The 20,202-nt window shown below is 70.8% G+C and carries 19 protein-coding genes; 5 read left to right on the forward strand and 14 right to left on the reverse strand.

What is annotated here, in order from left to right:
• Window positions 1-50: 50 nt before the first annotated feature.
• Window positions 51-932 carry a helix-turn-helix transcriptional regulator gene (locus ACFRFC_RS06000; RefSeq protein ID WP_382692032.1) on the forward strand — a complete coding sequence of 294 codons (882 nt, stop codon included), beginning with the start codon at window positions 51-53 and terminating at the stop codon, window positions 930-932.
• 235 nt (window positions 933-1,167) lie between these two features.
• On the opposite strand, the gene ACFRFC_RS06005 is transcribed toward ACFRFC_RS06000, so the two are convergent.
• Window positions 1,168-1,974: a helix-turn-helix domain-containing protein gene (locus tag ACFRFC_RS06005; protein ID WP_382692031.1), complete on the reverse strand. Its 807-nt coding sequence runs from the start codon at window positions 1,972-1,974 to the stop codon at window positions 1,168-1,170.
• Between the two features lie 392 nt (window positions 1,975-2,366).
• Here ACFRFC_RS06005 and ACFRFC_RS06010 point away from each other — a divergent pair, with 392 nt between their 5' ends.
• Genes ACFRFC_RS06010 through ACFRFC_RS06020 form a run of 3 tightly spaced genes read left to right on the forward strand, consistent with a single transcriptional unit; the run spans window position 2,367 to window position 4,717 of the window.
• The gene (locus ACFRFC_RS06010; protein ID WP_382692030.1) at window positions 2,367-3,002 is read left to right on the forward strand and encodes a hypothetical protein; all 636 of its coding nucleotides are present in this window, start codon (window positions 2,367-2,369) and stop codon (window positions 3,000-3,002) included.
• Window positions 2,989-4,260, forward strand: a complete 1,272-nt coding sequence (locus ACFRFC_RS06015) for an MAB_1171c family putative transporter (protein ID WP_382692029.1) — start codon at window positions 2,989-2,991, stop codon at window positions 4,258-4,260. The genes ACFRFC_RS06010 and ACFRFC_RS06015 overlap by 14 nt, the downstream gene beginning before the upstream one ends.
• A 10-nt stretch (window positions 4,261-4,270) precedes the next feature.
• Complete coding sequence (locus ACFRFC_RS06020) at window positions 4,271-4,717, forward strand: NUDIX domain-containing protein (protein ID WP_382692028.1); 447 nt, start codon at window positions 4,271-4,273, stop codon at window positions 4,715-4,717.
• A 73-nt stretch (window positions 4,718-4,790) separates the two neighbouring features.
• Here ACFRFC_RS06020 and ACFRFC_RS06025 read toward each other — a convergent pair whose 3' ends face one another.
• From ACFRFC_RS06025 to ACFRFC_RS06070, 10 genes are all read right to left on the reverse strand, one after another.
• Complete coding sequence (locus ACFRFC_RS06025) at window positions 4,791-5,540, reverse strand: PIG-L deacetylase family protein (RefSeq protein ID WP_382692027.1); 750 nt, start codon at window positions 5,538-5,540, stop codon at window positions 4,791-4,793.
• Window positions 5,537-6,859 carry a phosphodiester glycosidase family protein gene (locus ACFRFC_RS06030; RefSeq protein ID WP_382692026.1) on the reverse strand — a complete coding sequence of 441 codons (1,323 nt, stop codon included), beginning with the start codon at window positions 6,857-6,859 and terminating at the stop codon, window positions 5,537-5,539. The genes ACFRFC_RS06025 and ACFRFC_RS06030 overlap by 4 nt, the downstream gene beginning before the upstream one ends.
• On the reverse strand, window positions 6,856-7,860 hold the full coding sequence (locus tag ACFRFC_RS06035; RefSeq protein WP_382692025.1) for a phosphotransferase family protein: 1,005 nt from the start codon (window positions 7,858-7,860) through the stop codon (window positions 6,856-6,858). Before ACFRFC_RS06035 ends, ACFRFC_RS06030 begins: the two co-directional genes overlap by 4 nt.
• Window positions 7,857-9,341, reverse strand: coding sequence for a Gfo/Idh/MocA family protein (locus ACFRFC_RS06040; protein WP_382692024.1), 1,485 nt, complete (start codon window positions 9,339-9,341; stop codon window positions 7,857-7,859). Before ACFRFC_RS06040 ends, ACFRFC_RS06035 begins: the two co-directional genes overlap by 4 nt.
• Window positions 9,342-9,369: 28 nt before the next feature.
• Complete coding sequence (locus ACFRFC_RS06045; protein ID WP_382692023.1) at window positions 9,370-10,548, reverse strand: LLM class flavin-dependent oxidoreductase; 1,179 nt, start codon at window positions 10,546-10,548, stop codon at window positions 9,370-9,372.
• 65 nt (window positions 10,549-10,613) lie between these two features.
• The gene (locus ACFRFC_RS06050; RefSeq protein ID WP_382692022.1) at window positions 10,614-11,696 is read right to left on the reverse strand and encodes an Ldh family oxidoreductase; all 1,083 of its coding nucleotides are present in this window, start codon (window positions 11,694-11,696) and stop codon (window positions 10,614-10,616) included.
• A gap of 157 nt (window positions 11,697-11,853) precedes the next feature.
• The gene (locus tag ACFRFC_RS06055) at window positions 11,854-12,744 is read right to left on the reverse strand and encodes an aminoglycoside phosphotransferase family protein (protein ID WP_382692021.1); all 891 of its coding nucleotides are present in this window, start codon (window positions 12,742-12,744) and stop codon (window positions 11,854-11,856) included.
• A gap of 80 nt (window positions 12,745-12,824) precedes the next feature.
• Window positions 12,825-13,988, reverse strand: a complete 1,164-nt coding sequence (gene eis, locus ACFRFC_RS06060) for an enhanced intracellular survival protein Eis (RefSeq protein WP_382692020.1) — start codon at window positions 13,986-13,988, stop codon at window positions 12,825-12,827.
• 22 nt (window positions 13,989-14,010) lie between these two features.
• Window positions 14,011-14,541 carry a MaoC family dehydratase gene (locus ACFRFC_RS06065; protein ID WP_382692019.1) on the reverse strand — a complete coding sequence of 177 codons (531 nt, stop codon included), beginning with the start codon at window positions 14,539-14,541 and terminating at the stop codon, window positions 14,011-14,013.
• 8 nt (window positions 14,542-14,549) lie between these two features.
• A complete protein-coding gene (locus ACFRFC_RS06070) occupies window positions 14,550-15,416 on the reverse strand; it encodes an HpcH/HpaI aldolase/citrate lyase family protein (RefSeq protein WP_382692018.1) in 867 nt (288 codons plus the stop codon).
• Between the two features lie 378 nt (window positions 15,417-15,794).
• Here ACFRFC_RS06070 and ACFRFC_RS06075 point away from each other — a divergent pair, with 378 nt between their 5' ends.
• The gene (locus tag ACFRFC_RS06075; protein WP_382692017.1) at window positions 15,795-17,105 is read left to right on the forward strand and encodes an XRE family transcriptional regulator; all 1,311 of its coding nucleotides are present in this window, start codon (window positions 15,795-15,797) and stop codon (window positions 17,103-17,105) included.
• Between the two features lie 695 nt (window positions 17,106-17,800).
• On the opposite strand, the gene ACFRFC_RS06080 is transcribed toward ACFRFC_RS06075, so the two are convergent.
• The 3 genes from ACFRFC_RS06080 to ACFRFC_RS06090 all read right to left on the reverse strand — a co-directional run bounded on the left by ACFRFC_RS06080 (window position 17,801) and on the right by ACFRFC_RS06090 (window position 20,003).
• A complete protein-coding gene (locus tag ACFRFC_RS06080; RefSeq protein ID WP_382692016.1) occupies window positions 17,801-18,829 on the reverse strand; it encodes a hypothetical protein in 1,029 nt (342 codons plus the stop codon).
• Between the two features lie 40 nt (window positions 18,830-18,869).
• Complete coding sequence (locus ACFRFC_RS06085) at window positions 18,870-19,016, reverse strand: hypothetical protein (protein ID WP_382692015.1); 147 nt, start codon at window positions 19,014-19,016, stop codon at window positions 18,870-18,872.
• A gap of 96 nt (window positions 19,017-19,112) precedes the next feature.
• Window positions 19,113-20,003, reverse strand: a complete 891-nt coding sequence (locus ACFRFC_RS06090) for an endonuclease/exonuclease/phosphatase family protein (protein WP_382692014.1) — start codon at window positions 20,001-20,003, stop codon at window positions 19,113-19,115.
• Between the last annotated feature and the right edge of the window lie 199 nt (window positions 20,004-20,202).

Genomic DNA, 20,202 nt, shown 5'->3' on the forward strand with positions numbered 1-20,202 from the left:
GGGGCTAAAGTGACCGGCTGAGTCCCTGACCTGCACCTGGAGCCCGTTGTATGCCAGTTCGCTACTTTGACGGCGGTCGTGTCCGTACGGAGAGGGTCATCGCCCGGCTCACCCAGACCGGTCTGGCGGAGCGGGTCGGGGTCCTGCGTACGGCCGTGGCCGGCTGGGAACGGGGAGCGACCCGCCCCGGCGGCGAGAAGCTGCCGGTCATCGCCCAGGCGCTCGGCCGGCCGCTGGACGAACTCTTTCCGCGCGAGGGAGGGCCCGACCTGGCGGACCTGCGCTGCGACGCGGGATACGCCCAGTACCGGATCGGCGACGTCGTTCCCCGCAGCGTCGGGCCGGTGGGTGAGGCGGAGCGCGGTGTCCGCCGCCTCGACGACGCCCTCGTGGCGGTGCTGGCCGCAGCGTACGGAGTGAGCGTGTCCGCGCTGCGCAGGGCACAGGAGCGCTCCTTCGGGCATGAGGTGCCCGAACCGGACCAGCCCGCGGGTCCCGGCGTCCCGGGCTCTGCCCCCGTGCTGCCGGCCACTCTCGCGGGCAAGATCGGCTATCTCCTGGAGCGTCTGCCCGCACCCCTCTCGGACGCTGACATCGCCGCACGCGCTGACGCAGCCGGCGGCCCCGCAGTTCTGACCGCGGACCTCGTCGCGGACCTGCGCACCGGGCGGGTGGAGGACGCCTCCGACGAGGTGCTCCGGGCACTCGCGGATGCCCTTGGTACCACGCCCCTGATCTTCAGCACCGGCGACTCCCATGTCGAGCAGGTGATCGCGGAGACCATCGAGCTGACGAACAGGGTCGCCGCCATCGCGGCCCGGGGTGGCGGGGAGGAAGGGCTCTCCGACGAGCTGCTGAGTTTCATCAACAGGGAAGTGTCCAGGGCTCAGGCGGAAGCGCGGGCCTCACACAATCCCACCGCCACCGAGTAGACGCGCCGTACGCGTCCGCCTTTCATCATCTCTTTGCCCAAAAACTGACGGCCCGGCAGTAATTCCGCTCACCATGCCGGCCGATGCGTTCTCCCCTTCGAGTCCATTCGGGTTGAGAACGCGCTTCAGTGCGGATGCAGCGGCGACCGGGCCGCATTTCAATCGGTCAGCCTCGCACGGCAGATGCGATGGGATGTGCCCAACTGCCTGGAAAATATTGCCGGGTGAGGTCTCTCTAGGCCGGGAAGATGGACATCAGACGGCAGGAGGGGAAGTCCATCGGTATCAGGGCCACGAGGCGGACACTGAATTCCTTCCCGCCCTGCCGCGGCAGATAGAGGCGGCGGGGACGGGTGGACGACGGGTGGGTCACGCTCGGCAGGTCGGGGGAGTCCCACAGCCGCCGGGCGGTCGGGTCGGCGCGGACCGTGCCGATGACCTCCTGCAGACGGCCGTCATCCCGGTACTGCTCGGCGTGCAGCCGGAGCTGGGCGATCATGGGCAGCGCCCACTCCTCCTCCCAGCCGATCAGCTGCGTCCTGGCCTCGGGCCAGGTCAGCGCCCACTCCATCACATTGAGGCCGTATCCCATCCAGGGGAAGATCTCACTCATTCTGGCGTTGTGCACCAGGATGTCCCACCGGTGGTCGCTGAGGTACGCGGGGCAGTTGTCGCTGCGTTCGACGAGTTCGCGGATCGCGTCCGGCAGCAGGACGGTCAGCGGGCTGACGGGGGCTTCGGCCGGGTCGTGCCCCCGCGTGAGACGGTAGACGATCTGCCACTCCTCGCGGCTGAGGCCCAGGGTGCGACGCACCGCGTGCAGGAACGTGTCGCTGTAGGCAGCCGTCCTGCCGGACTCCAGCGCGCTGTACCAGCGCCGGCTCACACCCGCCAGCTGCGCCGCCTCCTCCTGGGTGAGCCCGGGTGCCGGTCTGCTGCCGAAAGCCGCCGTGAATCCCGGGATGTCTGAAGTGTCGCGGCGTGCGCGGGCTTGCCGCAGAATGCGGGAGATGATCGGCGCTTCCACGGCTGCACGCTTCATAACTTTCAGCTAACGCTCGAACTGTGGCCCGCATCACATTCCCGCCGTGCCTCTGACTGGCCGCGCAATATCACTCACACGGTCAATTCTTGCTCCGCTTCGGCAGAGTTGGCACCCGGCAGGGATCGTTGTGCGCAGGCTGTGAATGGACCTGACCAGTGTAATGGGAACTGCCAGTTCCCATTCGCCGCAACGTCGTACACGGCAGGCCCTCGGGGTCTCAAGAAGTCGCCCTAAAGTCACCGACGCGGCGATAGCGATTCCTTTCCTGAACCGGTTTCGCGGGACCGGAAAAGATCGTCGAGCCGCACTCGGTGATGATCACCGGGCGCAATTGGGGAACGGTCACGCCGTCGCCACTGCGTCCGGGAAATCCTGTGGAGGGGAGCGAAATGCGACGCCTGCCGTTGCGCGGCCGGGACCGGCGTCCAGCTACCGGCGACCGCACGCCACCGGCCGACGGGACCGTCTCCGGACGCACCCTGCGCCGGGAGTGCGAGCGGCTGCTGGCGCAGATGCCGCTGCCCACGCCCTTCACCCTGGACGGCCTGATCGCCGCCATCGAATCCGAGCGCGGCCGGCACATCGATCTCGTGCCGATCCCGGACCGGCTGCTCGCCACCACCGACGTGTTCGGCCTCTGGCTCCGCCTGGATGCCGCACCGATCGACATGATCTTCTACGTGCAGGGGGCGACCGGCTTCCACCGCCAGCAGATCATCCTGCACGAACTGGCCCACCTGTGGTGCGACGACGCGGCCGACACCGATGCCGCGCAACTCGCCGCGCTCCTGCCCGGCGTTCCGCCCGACTTCCTCGAAAGCCTCGCCGGCAAGGGCCAGGTCATGGCCCGGCACCGCTACGACTCCCCGGTCGAACGGCGTGCCGAGATGCTCGCCGGGCTGCTCCAGCACCAAGCGTACGCCATCGACCACATCGAGGACGCCACCCTCAGGACCCTCGACGAGGACCTGACCCGGCTCAACCCCCGCACCCCAACCCCCCGGAAGCCCCGTGCCCGTCACTGACCTGTTCATCTCGCTGATCGCATTCCTGCTGCTGTTCCAGGCCGCAGCCCGCCTCCCGGCCATGCTGCGCGGTCGGCACCGACGACGCTCACTGTCCGGCGCCTTCCTCGCCCTCGACGTGGCCTGGTGGCTGCGCACCGACTCCGGCCGGTCCTTCATCGACCCGCTCGGCGTCAACGACCTGCCCACCCTCCTCAAGCACATCCTGACCATCGTCGGCATCTGCCTGATGCTGAAATACGTCACCGACGTCTACCGCGACGAGGACGCCACCGCCCGCCACATCAGGATCACCACGCTGGTGCAGCGGACAGCCGCCCGCGCCTCACTCGTCACCGTGCTGTGCCTCGTCGCCGTGTTCTTCCTGGCCCTGGACCGCACCAAGACCTTCGCCGACAGCCCGTACTTCGCCGGACGCCACGCCGACGAACCCGCACTGGCCCTCTACCTAGGCCCCTTCAACGCCTACGTCGGAGCTGCCGCCGCAGTCTGCGCCTACCAGTGGCGCCGCGCGGCCCGCCTCGCCCACCGCACCACCCTGCGCGCGGGACTGACCATGATGGCCACCGGCATGGGCATCCTCGTCATCTACGCCGCACTGCGCACCCTGTACGTCGTCTCCCTCACCCTCTACACACCCCTCGCGGAACTGGGCACCCTCCAGGAACAGATCACCGACACCCTCCTGTACGCCGGATGCGCGCTGTGGCTGCTCGGCTCCATCACCCCCGCCACCCGCGTCCTCACCACCCGGATCCGCACCATCAGCGCCGTCCTCCACCTCCACCATCTCTGGCGCGACCTGGTCCTGGCCGTCGACGGCATCGCCCTCCGCCCGCCCAGCACGCTCCTGGACGGACACCGCACAGCCGCCCCCCTCAACACGCTGCGGGACATCTGCTCACGCGGCGACACCCCGCAGATCCGGCTCGGCCGATACGTCACCGAGATCCGCGACGCCACCCACGAACTGCGCCGCCGGGCCCCCGCAGACCTCCTCCACCGAGCCCGCCGGGCTGCCGAAGCAGAAGGCCACACGGGCCGGCAGCTCGACGCCGTCACCGAGGCGTACTGGCTGAAGACCGCCCTCACAGCGGCCGGCGCCCCGCCCGGAATACCCGCCGCCTACACCACGGCACCAGGAGACGACTTCCCCTCCGAGGTCGCCCAGCTGCAGCGCGTCGCCCACGCCTACCGCCGGGCCGCCCCGCACCTCGGCGCCACGCCGGACCCCCAGCCCTTCGCCCCCTCCCGCTAGAGAGCCGAACATGAACCGACTCACCGCCTCCGCCGCCGCCCTCCTCTTCAACCCCCAGGGCGAGGTCCTGATCGTCAACCCGACCTACAAGGACTACTGGAACCTGCCCGGAGGGCACATCGACATCGAACGCGGCGAAACCCCGTACGACGCGACCGTGCGCGAGGTACGCGAAGAGCTGGGCATCGCCCCGCCCATCGGCAAACTCCTCGTCCACGCCTGGATCAACAACCCGGGCACAGGGGCACAGATCCTGTACGTCTTCGACGGCGGCACCCTTGGACCCGACGACCTCAGGGCGATCACTCTGCAGAAGGGTGAACTCAGCGACTACCGATTCCACAGCCCTACAGAGGAGTCCGAGGGCCTCGTCCCGCCGTATCTCATGCACACGTGGGAACAGGCCCTCCTGGCACACCGCGACAACCGGATCATCTACGTGTCTGCCGGCAGATAAGTCGGCGCGTTGGGCGGCCAGCTGAGCCAGAGGGCTATTACGGATGGCTCGCCGATTCCGGCGGTGGAACCCGTCAGCACGTCTGGTGTCCGGATGGTCGTTGGTTCGATTGCCTGGCACCCGGGCTCGATGGTCTGCCGCTCGGCGGGCCTGCGTCGGTGACCTCGGGCGTGGTCTGGTCTGCGAATACGATGTTCCGTTCTGTGCGGAAGAGTTCGGCGCAGTTCCAGCCGGGCGGGAAGCGCTCGACGATGCGGTGGTGGACGTGCTGGCGGTGGGCGATCTGGGTCGTCCGGCGGTAGAGGTCCATGTCGAGTTGCTGCTGGGAGGTGAAGCAGCGGAGTGCCTGGGCTTTGGTGTCGAGGAGTTCCGGGGTGCCGACGAAGATCTCTGTGGGTTCGAAGCCGGTGCTGTAGGGGGAGCGGAAATAGCGCAGGTTGTCGGCTTCTCGCAGGGCGACGGCGGTGACCTCGTTTGCCGTCACACTGTGGTCGAGGTGCTGGTCCTGGGGAAAGTGGGTGTAGACCGTGTCCGGTCGGGTCTCGCGGAACACGGTGAAGAGGTCCGTGTTGATCTGGCCGCGGTGGTCGGTGAACCGGGTGTCGGGAATCTCGGAGAAGGAGTACTCGGCGATCCCGAGGACGGCGCCGGCGGCCAGGCACTCCTTGCGGCGGGGGGCCTGCTGGGCCGGACCGGGTGATCCGGTGGTCAGGCAGTGCACGCGGACGTGGGCGCCGCGCCGGGCGTGGTCGCGGATGCGCATTCCCATGGCGATCTCGGCGTCGTCCGGGTGGGCCACTACTACGAGCACGACGTTCGTCACGAGTACTCCTGTATCTGGCGGGGGATGAGGACGACGGCGCTGCGCAGGACACGTCCGTCGAGGCCCTGCCAGCGGAACGGTCCGCCGGGGATGGTGGGCCAGGCGAGATAGTGCATGCTTCCGGCGACGCGGGCGATGCCCGAGCTGAGGTAGGCGATCTTGGATGAGGCGCCGCCGTCGAGGTGATACATCCGCGCGGGGTCGAGGCCGGAGGTTTCGCAGATGCGGGCGGTCTCGCGGGGGGTGACGCCCAGGAACCGGGTGGCGTGCCGCGTGCCGTCGAGGACCAGGAGCACCAGGTCCTGTTCGCGGTGACCGATGAGGGTGCGGGCGCGGCGTGTGTCGAGGAACGGGGAGGTGCCCAGGTAGCCGTCGTCCCAGGCACGGGTGCGTCCGGCTGCGGCGTCCTGCGCGCTCGGTCCGAGTGAGAGTGCGGAGGAGAATCCCCGGGTGCTGTGGCCGCCGATGGTGGTGATCTGCACGGGAGCCCTGCTCTCCAGAGCGTCGCCTGCTGCTGGGTTGCGGTGGGTTCGCAGAACGATGTTCCCGGTGAACAGGTCTGCGCCGCCCCCGGGGTGGACGGTGGTGACGCGGTGGTGTCCGCCGGGATCCGGGACGAGGGTGAGATCGGTGACGTCTGGGGTGAGGGGGGTTGTGTTCGTGGCCGGGGCGACGCTGCGGAGGAAGCCGGTGCGGGGGTGATCGCGGTAGCGGACATGGCAGTTGGCGGCCCCGTACACGGTGAGCGGGTCGCTGTGCGCGGCGGTGGGGGTCTTGGAGCCGGCCCAGTGGTGGGGGCGCCCGGCCAGGGTGAGGGTGCCGGTGGCTTCCACGGTGGTGATGAGGGGCTGCCCGTCGCGGATGAGGAGGGCGGGTTTGGCGGTGGTGGGCAGGCTGACGATCTTCCCCTCCCGTATGCAGAGGTCGAGGCAGGGCTCTGCGGGCCGGTAGCGGGGGTCGTCGGAGATGAAGGAGAACGATCCGCTGACCGCCGCCACCGCGCCCGCGCTGGTGGTCGTGGTGATCAGATTGCGCAGGTGGAATCCTTCCGGTGCGGACACCGCCTCGGTGCGCAGGAGGCGGGTGTCCGCTTGGAGGGTGTGGGTGTTGGTGAAGGAGCCGTTGCCGAGGTCGACGCTCCGGCTCTCCAGGTGCAGTCCGGGGGCGAGCGCGCGCCTGGTTTCGGGCAGTCGTACGGCGAAGGCGTCCTGGTCGCGGGCGAGGGATTCGATGTCGTGGACGCGGTAGCCGTGTTCGCGCAGTTCGGCGAGGTCCGCTTGGTCGGCGCGGCTGGGTGGCCGGCCGGTGTGGGAGGTCATACGGTCGTCCTTGCTGTGCGGGCGGCCTGAACGAGGTCGTGAGTGGTGAACGTGCCGGCGTCCAGCAGGCCGAGGACTCGGGCGCGGTAGCGGCCGACTGACCGCGGAGGCTGGTTCAGCGGGTAGGGCACCAGGCGGTTGGCCAGCCGGTAGAGGACCACTCCGGCGGTGACGGTGGCGGCCAGATGCTGCTCCGTGCATGTGAGGGTGGTGGTGCCGAGGTAGCCCGCGTTGAGGGCCTGCACGAGGCCGGGCAGGCGGCGGGGGCGGTTGAGGTGGTGGATGAGGAGGTGCGCGGTGAAGTAGGCGAGGTCGAACAGGGGCCAGCCGCGGTGGACGTTGTCGAGGTCGCACAGTGTGGTGTGGAGGGCGGTGAGGGCGAGGTTCTTGGGGGCGAGGTCGCCGAGGACGAGTTGCTGTCCCCTCTGGGCCGGCATCTGCTCGCAGGCCCGGTCGAGGGCGGGGTGCCCGGCCGCGCGGAGACAGAAGTCGAAGGTGTGTTCCCTGAACCAGGTGTCTCCCTGGGACCGTATCTGCGTACCGATGTGCCGGGTGGCGTGGTGGACGGTGCGCAGGGTTCGGCCCAGGCGGGTCATCTCCGCGACGGTGGCAGGCCGCCGGCTGAGGCGCTCCTGGTAGTTGCGCCCGCCGGGGAAGACGTCGGTGAGGACCAGGGCGTGGGCATCGCGGTGGAACGCGAGAACCGTCGGGAAGACACCGGGAACTGCGTTCGTGTACACGCCGAGTGCCCGGTGTTCGTCCGCGATGAGGGCGGGTTCGGTGCGCAGCTGCGGGATCCGGGCGAACCGCTCGCGCCGGATCTTGACGATCACGCTGGCGTGAGTGCCGCGGAGGCGGAAGACGTGGGCGACGTTGCCCCCGGTCAGCCGCCGCACGGTGCGCAGGGGCCCGGTGTGGCGGCGGCATCCGCCGAGGACCTCCCCGAGGGCGGGGCCCAGGAGTGCGGGCAGGGACGGCGGTTGCCGGCCGGGCGCGGTCACCGCAGGGCTCCGGCCGGGCGGGGTGCCGGGGCGGGGATGGTACGGAAGTCCAGGACGGCGGGCTGCGGGGAGCCGTTCCACTGCCGGGCCATGGACAGGTACGAGCCGGCCATCAGGGTGGCGGCCCGGCGGTGGGTGGTCAGCTCGGACGCCATCTGGTCGCGGGCGAGGCGCCCGCCGAGGTAGTCAAGGAACTCCTCGACCGCGCGGCGCCGGGCGGATGGCTGTGTCGGGGCCGTGATGCCTGAGCTGCCGGCACTGGTGGTGAGGGCTTGGTGGTCGAGGCGGGTGTAGGGCTGCCAGCCTTGCCGGACGCGGTGGTTGCGCAGGACGTGCACCTCGACGTGTCCCTGTCCGTCCGCGCTGGTGTGGTCGAGGGCCTGGAAGGAGTGGAAGTGCAGGGCCTGGAAGGGACCTTGCTGGATGATGTGAGTCTCCTGGCGTACCCGGCCGTTGCCGGTGTAGAGGCTGCCCGCGGGGGTGAGGTGCGCGCGCCGGGAGTACCCGTTGTGGACCAGGTTGATGCTGCCGAGCGTCATCGTGCGTCCGTGGCTGGTGAAGGCGAGTGAAAGGAACGCGTCCACCTCCCCGAACGTGCTGGTAGCGGCTTCGAGTTGTTGCTGGGTGTAGGGGTTGCGGGCGGCGAAGCCGGGCAGGAGCCGTTCGTGGTCGGCGACGCCGAGCTGGGCGAGGGTGTCGGCGGGCCGGGTGATGCGGGCGTGGACGCTGACCGAGTCGAGTTCTTTGCCCGGCCGCTCCCCGGCCTCCACCAGCCAGGGCACCAGGTCGAAGAAGTGGTAGCCGGAGTGCGCGCATTTGCCGTACCCGCGGTCGTAGCCGTGGTAGGAGAGGTCGGCGAGTTCGTCCGGCAGCCGCCACTGCCCGTCGCTGTGGAAGGACTGGATGGAGGTGACCGGGCAGTTCGTGGCGTGCGCGACCTCGGCGATCAGCTGCCGCATCCGCGTGAACGCCGGATGGTAGCGGCGCTGGCACTGCACGCTCACCATCAGACGCGGATACCGCTCGCGGGCAGCCGCATACAGGTTCAGGAGGGCGTCGGCGTCGTCCAGGACGGCGCCCGCTCGCGCCGGGTCGGTGGACACGCCGGGCTGGACGCTCAGCGGCTTGTCCAGCAGCACGCTCAGGCCCCGCTCCAGCGCCCACCGCACATAGACCAGGTGGTGGGAGGGCTCGGTCGAGACCACGACGGCGCCGATACGCCGCTGCTCCACCACCGTGTCCAGGGTGCGGCGCACCGGCTCGGGCAGGGTGCGGCAGTCCGCGTCGAAGCGTTCGACGAGGGTGACGGGCAGGGAGCGGGGACCGTCGTCGGCCTGGTAGGGCACGATCGCGTCGGCCACCCCCACCAGGTCGACACCGCACACGGTGCCGACCAGGCCCGCCGCCTGTCCGGCGGCCAGCGCCGGCAGATGGCTGCGGCGGGCGTGCGGGCCGACGCCTATCACCAGGAAGTTCGTCATGTCAGCTCTCTCGTCCCTCAGTGGTCTGTCAGCGTGTGTTGGGTGAGGCCGGGTCGGTGGGCCGGTCACGGCGGTCCGTGCCGAGCAGGCCCCGCCGTGAGAGTTCGGGCAGGACTCCTTCGCCGACCGTGTACGCCTCCTCCAGGTGCGGGAACCCGGACAGGATCACCTCGTCGATCCCGATACCCGCGTACTCGGCGATGCGGTCGGCGACCTCGGTGTGAGTGCCGACCAGGGCCGTGGCGGCGCCGCCGCGCAGCAGCCCCACCCCGGCCCACACGTTCGGGTGGACCTCCAGGTCCTCGGCCCGGCCCGATTCCCGGAACCGCCGGAGCAGTGCGCTCATGCGGGCCTGGCCTGTCGACTCACTCGCCGCCAGCAGGCTCTGGACGCGCTCCACCTGGTCCCGGCCGACACCGGCGATCAACTGTCCGGCCGCTTCCCATGCCTGCGCCGTCGTGTCCCGGGCCACCGTGTGGAACCGGATCCCGAACCGCACCGTCCGTCCTTCCCGGTGGGCGAGGTCACGGATCCAGCCGATCTTCCGGGCGACCTGGCCGGGTGGCTCGCCCCAGGTGAGGTAGGTGTCCGCGTGCCGGGCCGCGATCATCCCCGCCTCATGGGAGGAGCCCCCGAAGCAGACCGCGGGGGCGGGGTCCGGCGGGGCCGCCACCGTCGCCGCGCGCACGTCGTAGTGCTCGCCCCGGAACGTGAACGGTTCCCCACTCCACGCACCGCGCAGCACGGTGAGCCATTCGCCGGTGCGTGCGTAGCGCTCCGCCTTGCCGAGGTGGTCACCGAAGCGGGCCTGTTCGTCCTTGTCGCCGCCGGTGACCACGTTCAGCAGGAGACGGCCGCCGGACTGGCGCTGGAAGGTGGCCGCCATCTGCGCGGCCAGGGTCGGCGCCAGCGCGTCGGGGCGCAGCGCGACCATGAACTTCAGCCGCTCGGTTTCGCGGGCCAGGGCCGCGCAGGTCAGCCACGCGTCCTCGCACCACGTCCCGGCCGGAGTGAGGACCGCGTCGAACCCGGCCGCTTCGGCCGCCCGTGCGACCTGCGCGAGGTAGCCGATCGTCGGCGCCCGGTGGCGGTCCGCCGTGCATCCCGCTCGCAGGCCGGGGACGCCGGCGGGGCCGTGTGTGCCGTGCAGGCCCGTCACCAGGGAGCGGCCGTCGCTGATCGTGGGCAGGAACCAGTGCACCTTCATACCAGCACTCCAGAGGAAGAGGACGGGACAGGCGGGCGGATGGACAGGTATGGGGGAGCGGAGCGTCAGTCGGTGGCGAAGTCGCCGTTGGCGCGGGCTGCGAGCCTGCTGTGGACGGCGGCATCCAGGTTTATGACTCCGGTGGCGCGGGCACGGCGGGCCCGCTCGCGCCCGCTCTCGCCGGGCAGCCGCCACGCCCCGCCGTCCCGGGCAGCCGCGGCCCGCAGCTCCCGGACCAGCCGGGCGGTGCTCTCCTCGCCGCCGGGCGCGAGGCCGCCCATGGACGGGTCGAATGCCAGGAAGGTGTAGCCGGTGCGCCAGGTGGAGTCCACCTCGGCCCCCATCGGGAACTGAAAGAGGGCGCCGGTCAGGATCTGCACGAGCAGAGACACCGCGAACCCGCGGTGTCCGCCGAACACCACCGCTGCCGCCGCGGCGTCCGCGTCCTGGGTGAACCCCCCGTGGCCGTCCACGAAGCAGTCCGGCGGCAGAGGGCTGCCGCTGCGCCGGGCCTCCCACAGTGTCCCCATCGGCGCGAGCGTCGTGGACATGTCGACCGACAGAGGCTCACCGCCGGTGGGAACGGCGAAAGCCAGCGGGTTGACCCCCAGGACGGGAGTCCGCCCGCCCGGCGCCACGGCCTCGGCGCGGGAGGTGTTCGCGACGATGCCGATGCATCCGGCCTCGGCGATGCGCTCGCTGAACGGCGCGAGAATCCCGTACCGCTGGCTGTTGATCACCCCGATCACACCGGCCCCCTGCTGCCGCGCCCGTTCCAGGGCGACGTCGACGGCGTAGGCGGCGCTGAGGGGCCCGATCTCACGGCGCGCGTCGACGACCGCGAGGACACCGTGCTGCCGCACGATGCGGGGCGGGCCCTGGCGCAGGGAGAACAGACGGGACTCGAAGCAGAACTTGGCGACGCCGTGCGAGGGCTTCCCCCGCAGCTCGCCCTCCAGGAAGTGCGCCGCGACGTCCTGCACGGCGGCGGCGGGCACGGATGCGGCCCGGCACGCCCTGGCCATCAGGTCCAGCACGGAGGCGAGCGGTGCGCGCACCCGCGCCGGTGCGTCGCCGTGATCCGCCGGAGCGAGGGCCTGCTGCTGCTCGGGCCCGGCGGCGGGGGAGGTGGTGCTGGTTTCGGGCATGACGACTCCATAAGCGGTGAAGCCAGGTGGACAGGGGTGGGCTCAGGGCGTGCAGAGGCACGGCGAGGGCAGGGGGCGGCACGTCGCGCGCTCTGGGAGGTGCGCGAGGTGGTGCCGGGGTTGCAGCGGGCCGGAGCAGAAGGCCGGGCGGGGCGGGTCAGGTGTGGTTGCGGGAGAGGTGGGCGAGGACGAAGTGGCCGCGGTCGACGAGTTCGCGGCTGCCCTTGGTGAGTCCCGTGCTCAGGTAGGAGACGCCGAGGCGGGCGGTGAACAGCGGCAGGGCGAGTTCCTCGGCCGCGGTCAGGGGCCGCCCGTAGCCGGTGAGGAAGGATTCCTTCAGATCAGGCCGCGTCCCCCACAGAGCGCCGCACATCCACACGAACTCCTCGACGGCCGCGCCGGGGGCGGCCCGCTCGAAGTCGATCAGCCCGTGCGTGCCCGCGTCCGCGTTCCACATCCAGTTACGGGTGGAATAGTCCCCGTGCTGGAAGACGAGGGGCAGGTCGGATGCGAGCAGCGGCAGTTCCCGCACGACCCGCTGGACCAGGGCCAGCTCCGCCCGCTCCAGCCGGCCGACGGTGTTCTCCAGACAGGCCGCGGCCTCCGCCGCCTGCCCGGCCGCCGCAGCGCAGAGCGCCGACCGGTCCTGCACGCCAGCCGGGGCGGAATGGCCGTGCCAGCGGCCCAGCAGACGCCCGGCCAGCTCATGGATCCGCCGCTCCTCGTCCGCTGCCAGCTCCAGACCTCGCACGATCCTCCCCGGCAGGTGCGAGGTCAGGACGGCCCGCAGCCCCTCGTCCACGGCGAGCAGCCGGGGCGCCTCGTGCTCGCGGAGGAATCCGGCCGCGTACGCGTAGCCGCGCTGCTCGCGTTCCCAGTCCCCCGGGGTGGGGGACAGCTTCACGAAGGCCGTGTCCTGGCCGGCGGTGATCCGCCAGACCCGGGAGTTGCCCCGGGGCCAGGACACATCCACCGCACCTTTCATGCCGGGAAGTCGGCCGGTGACCCATCGCCGCAGGTCATCGGGCATGGGCATGCTTTCTGCCATCAGGAACGTCGTCTCCGTCGTCAGGGTCGTGTGGGTGCGGCGATGCCATCGAATGTACCCATGCCGCCGGGCGCGGCGCCTCAGAAGTAGTCGGCCAGCCACGGTTCGCGCTCGCCGGTCGCCGCCAGGAGCCGGGCCACCGCCGCGGGGTGGCCGCGGATGCCGTCGAGGAGGGCCGCGGCCGTGCTGCGGTATCCGCCCGCGTACCAGACGGCGAACTGGCCCCGGCTCAGGGTGACGAGTCCCTCGCGGATCGTGGGTTCCAGAACGCCTGTTCCGGAGCTGACACGCAGGGTGTACCGGTCGGTGCCGTCCCCCGGCTCGGTGACGACCTCGACGGGCAGCTCCAGCTCCACGTGCTCGGGCCAGCCCCGCAGCAGCACGGCCCGCTTCAGGTCCAGGATCCGCAGCATCCACGGATGCCAGGTCCGTGCGGTCACCGCAGCGGCGTGGGAGAGCCGGTCGAGGAACGGTGCCGGGGGAAGCCCGGTGCGCGCGAGGGTGACCGTGGGGATGCGGCTGTGATGACGGCCCAGGAACGCGAACGCCGCGCCCGCCGCGGCCGGATCATCCGCCCACATGTCCTGCACCACCAGCTGCCGCTCCCCGCCCGGGCCGCGACCGGCGGTCACGGACACCACGGCCCGTGCCGCCTGGCCGGGGCGGGCGAGGGTGTAGGTGGCCAGGCCGGGGTGCCGGCTGGTCTGCCAGCCGTCCCACCAGGCGGGCCGCTGCCACGGCCCGTTCCACCGCGCGGCCCACTCGTCCCGCACCCCGTCGGCGCTCGGCGCGTGGGCGATCTCGAATCCCGCGCCGGTGAAAGCGCCGGCGAGGGCGCCCGTCGGCACGGTGTAGGAGAACACCCGGGCCGGAGCGGCCCAGCCCAGGCGGGCGGCGTACCCGGTGGACGCGGTCCACAGGCTCGCCACGACCGCGCCCCGCTCGCGCACCGCACGCAGCCGCTCGGCGGCCAGCCGGGCGGCGAGGCGCCGGCCGCGTTCCTCCGGGGCGACGCACCCGCAGGCCATGCTCACCGCCGGTACCGGACGGCCCCCGAAGTACTGCGGGACCAGCAGACCCATTCCGCCGGCGATCACCTGGCCGCCGCGCAGAGCGACCCGCCGGTCCGCATGGGGACCCAGGAGGGCGATGTCCTGCACCGGGTGCCCGTAGGCGCGCTCGGCCAGCACGGCGTATCGGCCCCACAGCTCGTCGTCGGCCTCGACGATCCTCACCTCGTCCATCGGATTCTGCTCCTTCAGCGGGTCAGTAGCCGGTGTGGTCGCGGACGGCGTCGGCGTCGGCGGGCACGAAGAAGACGCGGGTGCACGAGAGCACCCGCCGGCCGTCCTGGTTGAACCCCTCGATCCGGCACGTCACCACCCCGTGCTCGGGACGGCTCACCGAGCGGCGGGCCGAGACGACGGTGCTCTGCGCGCGCAGGGTGTCCCCGACATGGACCGGGTGCTCGAACCGCACCTCGTCCAGGGCGAGATTGCTGCTGGTCAGACCGCTCGTGGAGCGCACGGTCATACCCAGCACCACGGTCAGCGTCACCAGCCCGCACACCAGCACCCGCTCCCGGCCCGTCCGCTCGCAGAACGTGACGTCCGAGTGGACGGGGGCCGGGTTCCCCATGAGCGCCAGCAGCAGCACATGCTCCGACTCGGTCAGCGTCCGCGCCGGCCGGTGCTCGATCACCTCGCCCGCCGTGAACTCGGCCAGACCCCGGCCCACCAGCTCACGAAACCGCCCGGATCCGACCTGGCGATAGCCCTGCGGTATCAGCGTGTTCACGACTCTCCTCAAGTGGTCGACGGATAGGACGCCGCGCGCCGGGCCAGAGCGCGGGCCGCGCTCACCAGCGGCGGCCCGACCATCAGCCCGCCCACGGCAGTGATCTCCCCGTCGGCGGCGTCGGCTGCGGCCACGACGTCCCGGGCGTGCGCGAGCGCCTCGGTGGAAGGGCGGAACGCCTCCCGGATCACGGGAATCTGCCGGGGGTGGACGGCGACCTTGCCGGCGAACCCGAGTTCTGCGGCCTCCTGTGCCTCGCGCCGCAACTCCTCGCCGCCTGACAGGTCGAAGCCGGGGGAGTCCAGCGCGGGCAGGCCCGCAGCCGATGCCCCGGCCGTCACCGCGGCCCGCGGATGCCACAGCGCCCGCGGGCTCAGGGCGATGCCGCTGGCGGCGGCGTAGTCGGCGGCACCGAACGCCACCCCCGCCAGCACCGGAGAGGCGAGGATCGCGTCCAGATTCCTGACGCCGCGAGGCGTCTCGATCAGCGCCCACACCCGTCGCTCACCGCCCTCGGCAAGACCGGTGACCTCCGCGACGATCTCGATATCCCGTGCGGACTCCGCCTTCGGGACCAGCACCACTGCTGGCCGCAGCCCGCGCTCGGCCAGAGCCACGAGATCCTTCAACCCCGCCGACGTTCCCAAGCCGTTCACCCGCACCCCCTCACACCGGCGGGTCTTGTCCTGCGAGGGCTGGGCGAGCCAGTCGGCCACTGCCCCACGCGCGGCGTCCTTACGCGCGGCGGGAACCGAGTCCTCCAGGTCCAGCAACGCCACATCGGCGCCCGAACGCCGTGCCGCGCCGAACCGGCCCGGCGAACTGGCCGGGCAGACCAGCCACACCACGGCTGAACTACTTCGCTCCGCGTCCACTACGGACTCCTCTCTGCGTCCTCCACGGATCCTCGGGAAAGTGAGGTGGAACGATGAGGGCCGACGGCGATGAGCAGGGCCTGCGGGCCGGTTGTCGGGGCCATCCAGGTCTCCTTCGCTGTGTCGGGTGACGCCGGTGGCCCGCACACCAAAGACTTCGCTGCGCACAGAGGGCCGCCGGGCCGGTGTCTCGGCTCCGGCCCGGACGTACGGGCAGGTCATCGCTCCAGCGGCCTGCCGGGTGACCCCCTGGCCGCTCACGGAAATCGAGTGTGCGTTCAACTCGACTGCTGCGTCCACGAGTTGCCGGTAGTCCCGCCGGTAGTCCCGCTCGGCCGAACCGCCACGCGGGCCCGGAGGCGGTGCGAAGATGACCGTGTGGAGACCCCCCGTCACCCGCTGGCTCTCGCCCGCAAGGCCCAGGGCCTGACCCAGGTCGACCTCGCAGCCGGAATCCGCGCCGCCGCAGCGCGCCGGGGCCTGCGCTCGGGCACGGACAAACAGCGCGTGCGGAAATGGGAAACCGACGGCGTCACACCCGACGCCGAAACCCAGCAGTACATCGCCGATGTCCTGGGCATCCCCTCCGGCGTGGTCTCCGCGAAGGAGTGGCCGGACTGGCTCCCCGCGGCAGTGGTCCCCCTCGGCGCCGCAAGTACTGTCCCCGCTCTGCGAGAGGCTCTGAGAACCGTGGACCGACGCCGCTTCCTTGCCACCGTCCCGGTAGCCGCCACCCTCGCGCTCGCCGCCGAATGGGCCCACGCCGCCCCCGGCGCCGCGCTGATCGCCAAAGCCCGGGACGGGAAACCTGTCGGAGACGACGTCGTCGCCCTCCTGGAAGACGGCGCCCGACGCCTCACCTCCCTGGTCACCGAACAGCGCCAGCACACAGACGCGCTCCTCGACGCCCACCTCAGAACAGTGACCGACCTGATCACCCACGGCCGCTACCCCCAAGACCTCGGAGCCCGCCTCCACCGCCTGGCCGGATCCCTGGCACAGACAGCGGGCTGGCACCGGTTCGACCACGGCCACCACCACGACGCCGCCATCTACTGGGTCGCCGGCCTCCACAGCGCCCACGCCCTCGGCGACCGCGACCTCGGAGCCAACGCACTCGGAGACCTCGCCTACCAGGCAGCCTGGCGCCACGACCACACCACCGCCGCAGCCCTCCTGCGCCACGCACTCAACCGCGCCGAACACCCCGCCGCCCGCGCCCTGCTCAACCTCCGCTACGCCCGCGCGCTCGCGGCCCAGGGAGAAAAACGGGAGACCCACCGGGCACTCAACGCCGCAGAACACCTCCTCAACACGGCGGTGTCCCAGCCCCGGCCCGCATTCTGCACCTGGCTCAGCGAAGCCGACCTCGCGGTCGACACCGGCCAAGCCCTCCTTCAACTCGGCGACACAGACCGCGCACACCAGCTCATCGAAGAAGGACAGAACCTTCTGCCCCAGACCAGAGCGAAGACAAGGGCCGTATTCCTCACCTACCAAGCCGCCTCCGACCTCGAACGCGGCGAGCCGGAACGCGCAGCCGCCGCCACCAGGGAATCCCTTCTCGTCGCCCGCAGGATCGGCGCCCCACGCTGCGAGCAGTTGGCCCAGGACCTCATGCCCCGCTTCCAGCCCTTCCGGAGCACCAACGGCGTGACCGAACTCCTTCACCTCGCCCGCGCCACCTGATCCCCCTCCAGGAGAACCAGTTGGCATCGGCCACCCGACGGGGGACAGGGGATGCGAGTCCCGAATGTCTGGCAGGCCGCCGCCCACCGTCGGCGCCCGCCGTGCGGGGCCTAGACGGGCGGTGGCCCGCAGCGCGGGCGCCTTAGGTGTGCAGGGTGTGGGGTAGCCCGGGCTGCTACGGACGGCCGGGGGAGAGGGAGGCTCGGTGGTTTGTCTGGGCTCCGGTGGACGCAGACGGAGGCTTCGGTGCTGTGTGGCGGTCCTGGAGACGGTTGATCCAGCGTTCGGGGCGGCGGAGTTCGACGTAGGTGGGTGCAAGGCCGGGGTCGCTCCAGACACGGTTGAATGCGGCCGGGCTGACAGCAGTGAGGGCGGTGGCGCGTTCGCGCCGCTGTGGTGCCGCTGCTCGAAGAAGTCGAGGCCCAGGCACGAGTGCAGCGGCAGATCTGGCCGGGGGCGCTGGGAAGTGTCAAGGTCCCGGCCGGGCTGGACATCCACCTGATCTGCGACAAGTACGCCACCCACAAAGCTGAGGCGATCAAGAAGTTGCTGCTGGCCCATCCCCGCTTCCAGCTCCACTTCACATCCGCAGTGGCCAGGCATGCCTCCACCCCACCGACCGGGCTGGGTGGAGGCTGCTGCAGGGCTCTCCGCGTGGGAGATCAGAGGACCGGCCGTCGCAGGCACGTGAGTTCTTACGGTGTTCTTTCGGTGGTGCGGGACCGGACGCCCGTGACTGGCGCGCGGAGTTGACGCTTGGGGTGGCCGTGCCAGCGGTCGGCTGCGAAAAAGGCGGCCCCGAGACCGGCCCCGGCCACGAGCCGTACGGCCCAGGACTCGCCCGCGAGAGAGATGGCGATCAAGTCGACGATCAGGTGTCCCATGAGGAGGGGACCGATGCGGTGGTGGCGTATGTAGAACTGGGCGCACAGCACCGCGTACACCATCATCATGATGGCCGGGAGCCCGAAGTAGCTGTGGAAGAGGATCTCGGGTACGGCGATGACCGTGTAGATCTGCCAGGGCGGCCGGCCTGCGGTGTGCAGGAGGATGCCGACGGTGCCGATCACCACGCCTTCCACGACGATCGTCCACGGCAGAGCGAGGATCAGCTCCAAGCGGCCGGAGGCACGGAGGGCCTCTATCTGGCTGGTGCGCATCACGGGCAGCCAATCGGGGCCGAGCCAGCTCAGCAGCCAGACGGCCCCCTGGGTGGCCCCTGCGCCGTACAGGATGCACAGGTAGACCCGCTCGGTCTGCTTGTAGGCGGTGCGCCAGCGTGTCGCGCGGTCCTTCTCACCGGAGGGGGCGGAGAGAGGGATGCCGTGATGGCGGCAGACTTCGTAGGCCAGCCAGCCGAGCAGGACGCTGCTGATCAGCAGCCCGGCAGTGGAGCCCCCTGGCACCACCGTGTAGACGCTGAGGGCAAGCGTGCCCTCGGCGCATAAGGCGGTCAGGAGCAGCGCTCGGGTCCTGCCGCTGGTGGCGCTGGTGGTGATCCTGCGGCTCACCAGCCAGGCAAGCCATGTCAGCTGAAGGACGATGATGGCGAACGAGGTGAGGACGTAGGCGCGGAATACGGCGTGCGGCCACTGGACGCCGCCGAAATCAATGCCGGTGCCGAGCACGGCCGTAAAGAGGGTCGGCACGCTCGCCAGCGCCAGCAGGGCGAAGGCGTCAGCGACCAGCCGGGTCGGGGACAAGCGGTGTGGTGACAGGTGCATGGGATCTTTCGGACAGCGGGATGAGGGACACAGGGACGGGTTAGCGGAGTGCGGATGCCTCCGTGCTGCGGCCGGACTGCCACGCCCCCAGCTGGGTGCCGAGCAGCAGTGGTATCAGGCTGCTGAACAGCAGGAACGAACAGCAGGCAAGGCGTTTTCTGCGGGGAGTGCGGGAGGTGGGGGACACGGGAGGGCTTTCCTGTCGGGTGAATGGGGGTTGAGTGAATGAGTCCTGAGATGTGCGGGCGGGCGAGGTGTGGGTCCCCGTCTGGCTGGGGTGGGGTCATCCGGTGGGGGTGAGCATCTTTTGCACGGCCTTCAGGTCGAAGCGGGCGATAACCAGGCCGTGATCGCTCAGGGCCTCCAGTCCGGTGTTGACGACCTCGACGCCGAGCAGGGCGTCCGCCCAGTCGTGCGTGCCTAAGATCCAGTCGATCCGCTGCGGCGGGCCCTGGTCCTTGCGGGTCAGACTCGCGGTGAACGCGAGGGCTCCCGGCTGTCCCAGCCTTGTGGCCGCGTGGTGGCCGAGATCGGTGAACACGGGCTTCGTACCGCCGGTGAGAATCCGGCTGGGAGTGGTGTGTGGGACACGCCGGCCGTCGATTTCGACCGTGCGGTGCTGGATGTGGGTGGCGTCTTCGACGCCGTCGTCCCAGTCGATGGGGTCGGTGGTCTCGTCGGTGGCGCGGTGGGGGTAGGAGTTCGCGTCGAGACCGATCAGCACGGCACGGTCCCGCTCGGCGAACACGGTCAGGCGGGCCGCCTCCAGGTCGCGTAGCGGGTGGCTGTAGTGGGTCAGGTGGGCGGATGCGAGGGTGATGGGCTTGGGGCATCCCTTCAGGCGGACCTGGACCCCGCAGATCGGTTTCCAGGGCATGTCCTGGTCGGCGCGGGCCACCGTGGTGAAGAGGTGGGGGTCGAACATGATCCCCGGCGGGTGGCTGCTCCGGTCCTTCTTCGTTTCCGCCATGAACGCGCTCAGGCCGCCGATTTCCTCGGCTTCCGCGTACAGTGCCCGGCCGCCGTTTCTCGCTGCGTCGGTCAGCTCCTGCCGGAGCACGATGTGCGGCTTGAAGTCGGCGAGGATGCTGGACGCCTTCCTCGCTCCTGTCGAGGTGCCCCGGCCGTTATCCTTCACGTTCCACGACGCCACGACCAGCTCGTCGGTGGTCACTATCTTGCTCACTCCTGCTGAAGTCGGCTACAGGTGCTGTCGGTTCGGGCAGCCGTGGTGCCCCCGGCGCGCTCGCCTGCTGGCTGACCGGTGGGGTGCCGGTCGCGCTGTCGGGGCCGGAGGACCGGGTGCGGGCGGGGCAGGGTGCCTTCTGGGGGTGTGGGCGGGTGCCGGTGAGCGCGACCGTGCAGGCCGGTCG

The sequence above is a fragment of the Streptomyces sp. NPDC056734 genome, from assembly GCF_042790455.1.
Lineage (GTDB): Bacteria > Actinomycetota > Actinomycetes > Streptomycetales > Streptomycetaceae > Streptomyces.

Coding starts and splice junctions, on each gene's coding strand:
- ACFRFC_RS06050 (WP_382692022.1), bottom strand. CDS start 11,696: ATGCCCGAAACCAGCACCACCTCCCCCGCCGCCGGGCCCGAGCAGCAG.
- ACFRFC_RS06020 (WP_382692028.1), top strand. CDS start 4,271: ATGAACCGACTCACCGCCTCCGCCGCCGCCCTCCTCTTCAACCCCCAG.
- ACFRFC_RS06010 (WP_382692030.1), top strand. CDS start 2,367: ATGCGACGCCTGCCGTTGCGCGGCCGGGACCGGCGTCCAGCTACCGGC.
- eis (WP_382692020.1), bottom strand. CDS start 13,988: ATGGACGAGGTGAGGATCGTCGAGGCCGACGACGAGCTGTGGGGCCGA.
- ACFRFC_RS06000 (WP_382692032.1), top strand. CDS start 51: ATGCCAGTTCGCTACTTTGACGGCGGTCGTGTCCGTACGGAGAGGGTC.
- ACFRFC_RS06030 (WP_382692026.1), bottom strand. CDS start 6,859: ATGACCTCCCACACCGGCCGGCCACCCAGCCGCGCCGACCAAGCGGAC.
- ACFRFC_RS06080 (WP_382692016.1), bottom strand. CDS start 18,829: ATGCACCTGTCACCACACCGCTTGTCCCCGACCCGGCTGGTCGCTGAC.
- ACFRFC_RS06055 (WP_382692021.1), bottom strand. CDS start 12,744: ATGGCAGAAAGCATGCCCATGCCCGATGACCTGCGGCGATGGGTCACC.
- ACFRFC_RS06040 (WP_382692024.1), bottom strand. CDS start 9,341: ATGACGAACTTCCTGGTGATAGGCGTCGGCCCGCACGCCCGCCGCAGC.
- ACFRFC_RS06005 (WP_382692031.1), bottom strand. CDS start 1,974: ATGAAGCGTGCAGCCGTGGAAGCGCCGATCATCTCCCGCATTCTGCGG.
- ACFRFC_RS06045 (WP_382692023.1), bottom strand. CDS start 10,548: ATGAAGGTGCACTGGTTCCTGCCCACGATCAGCGACGGCCGCTCCCTG.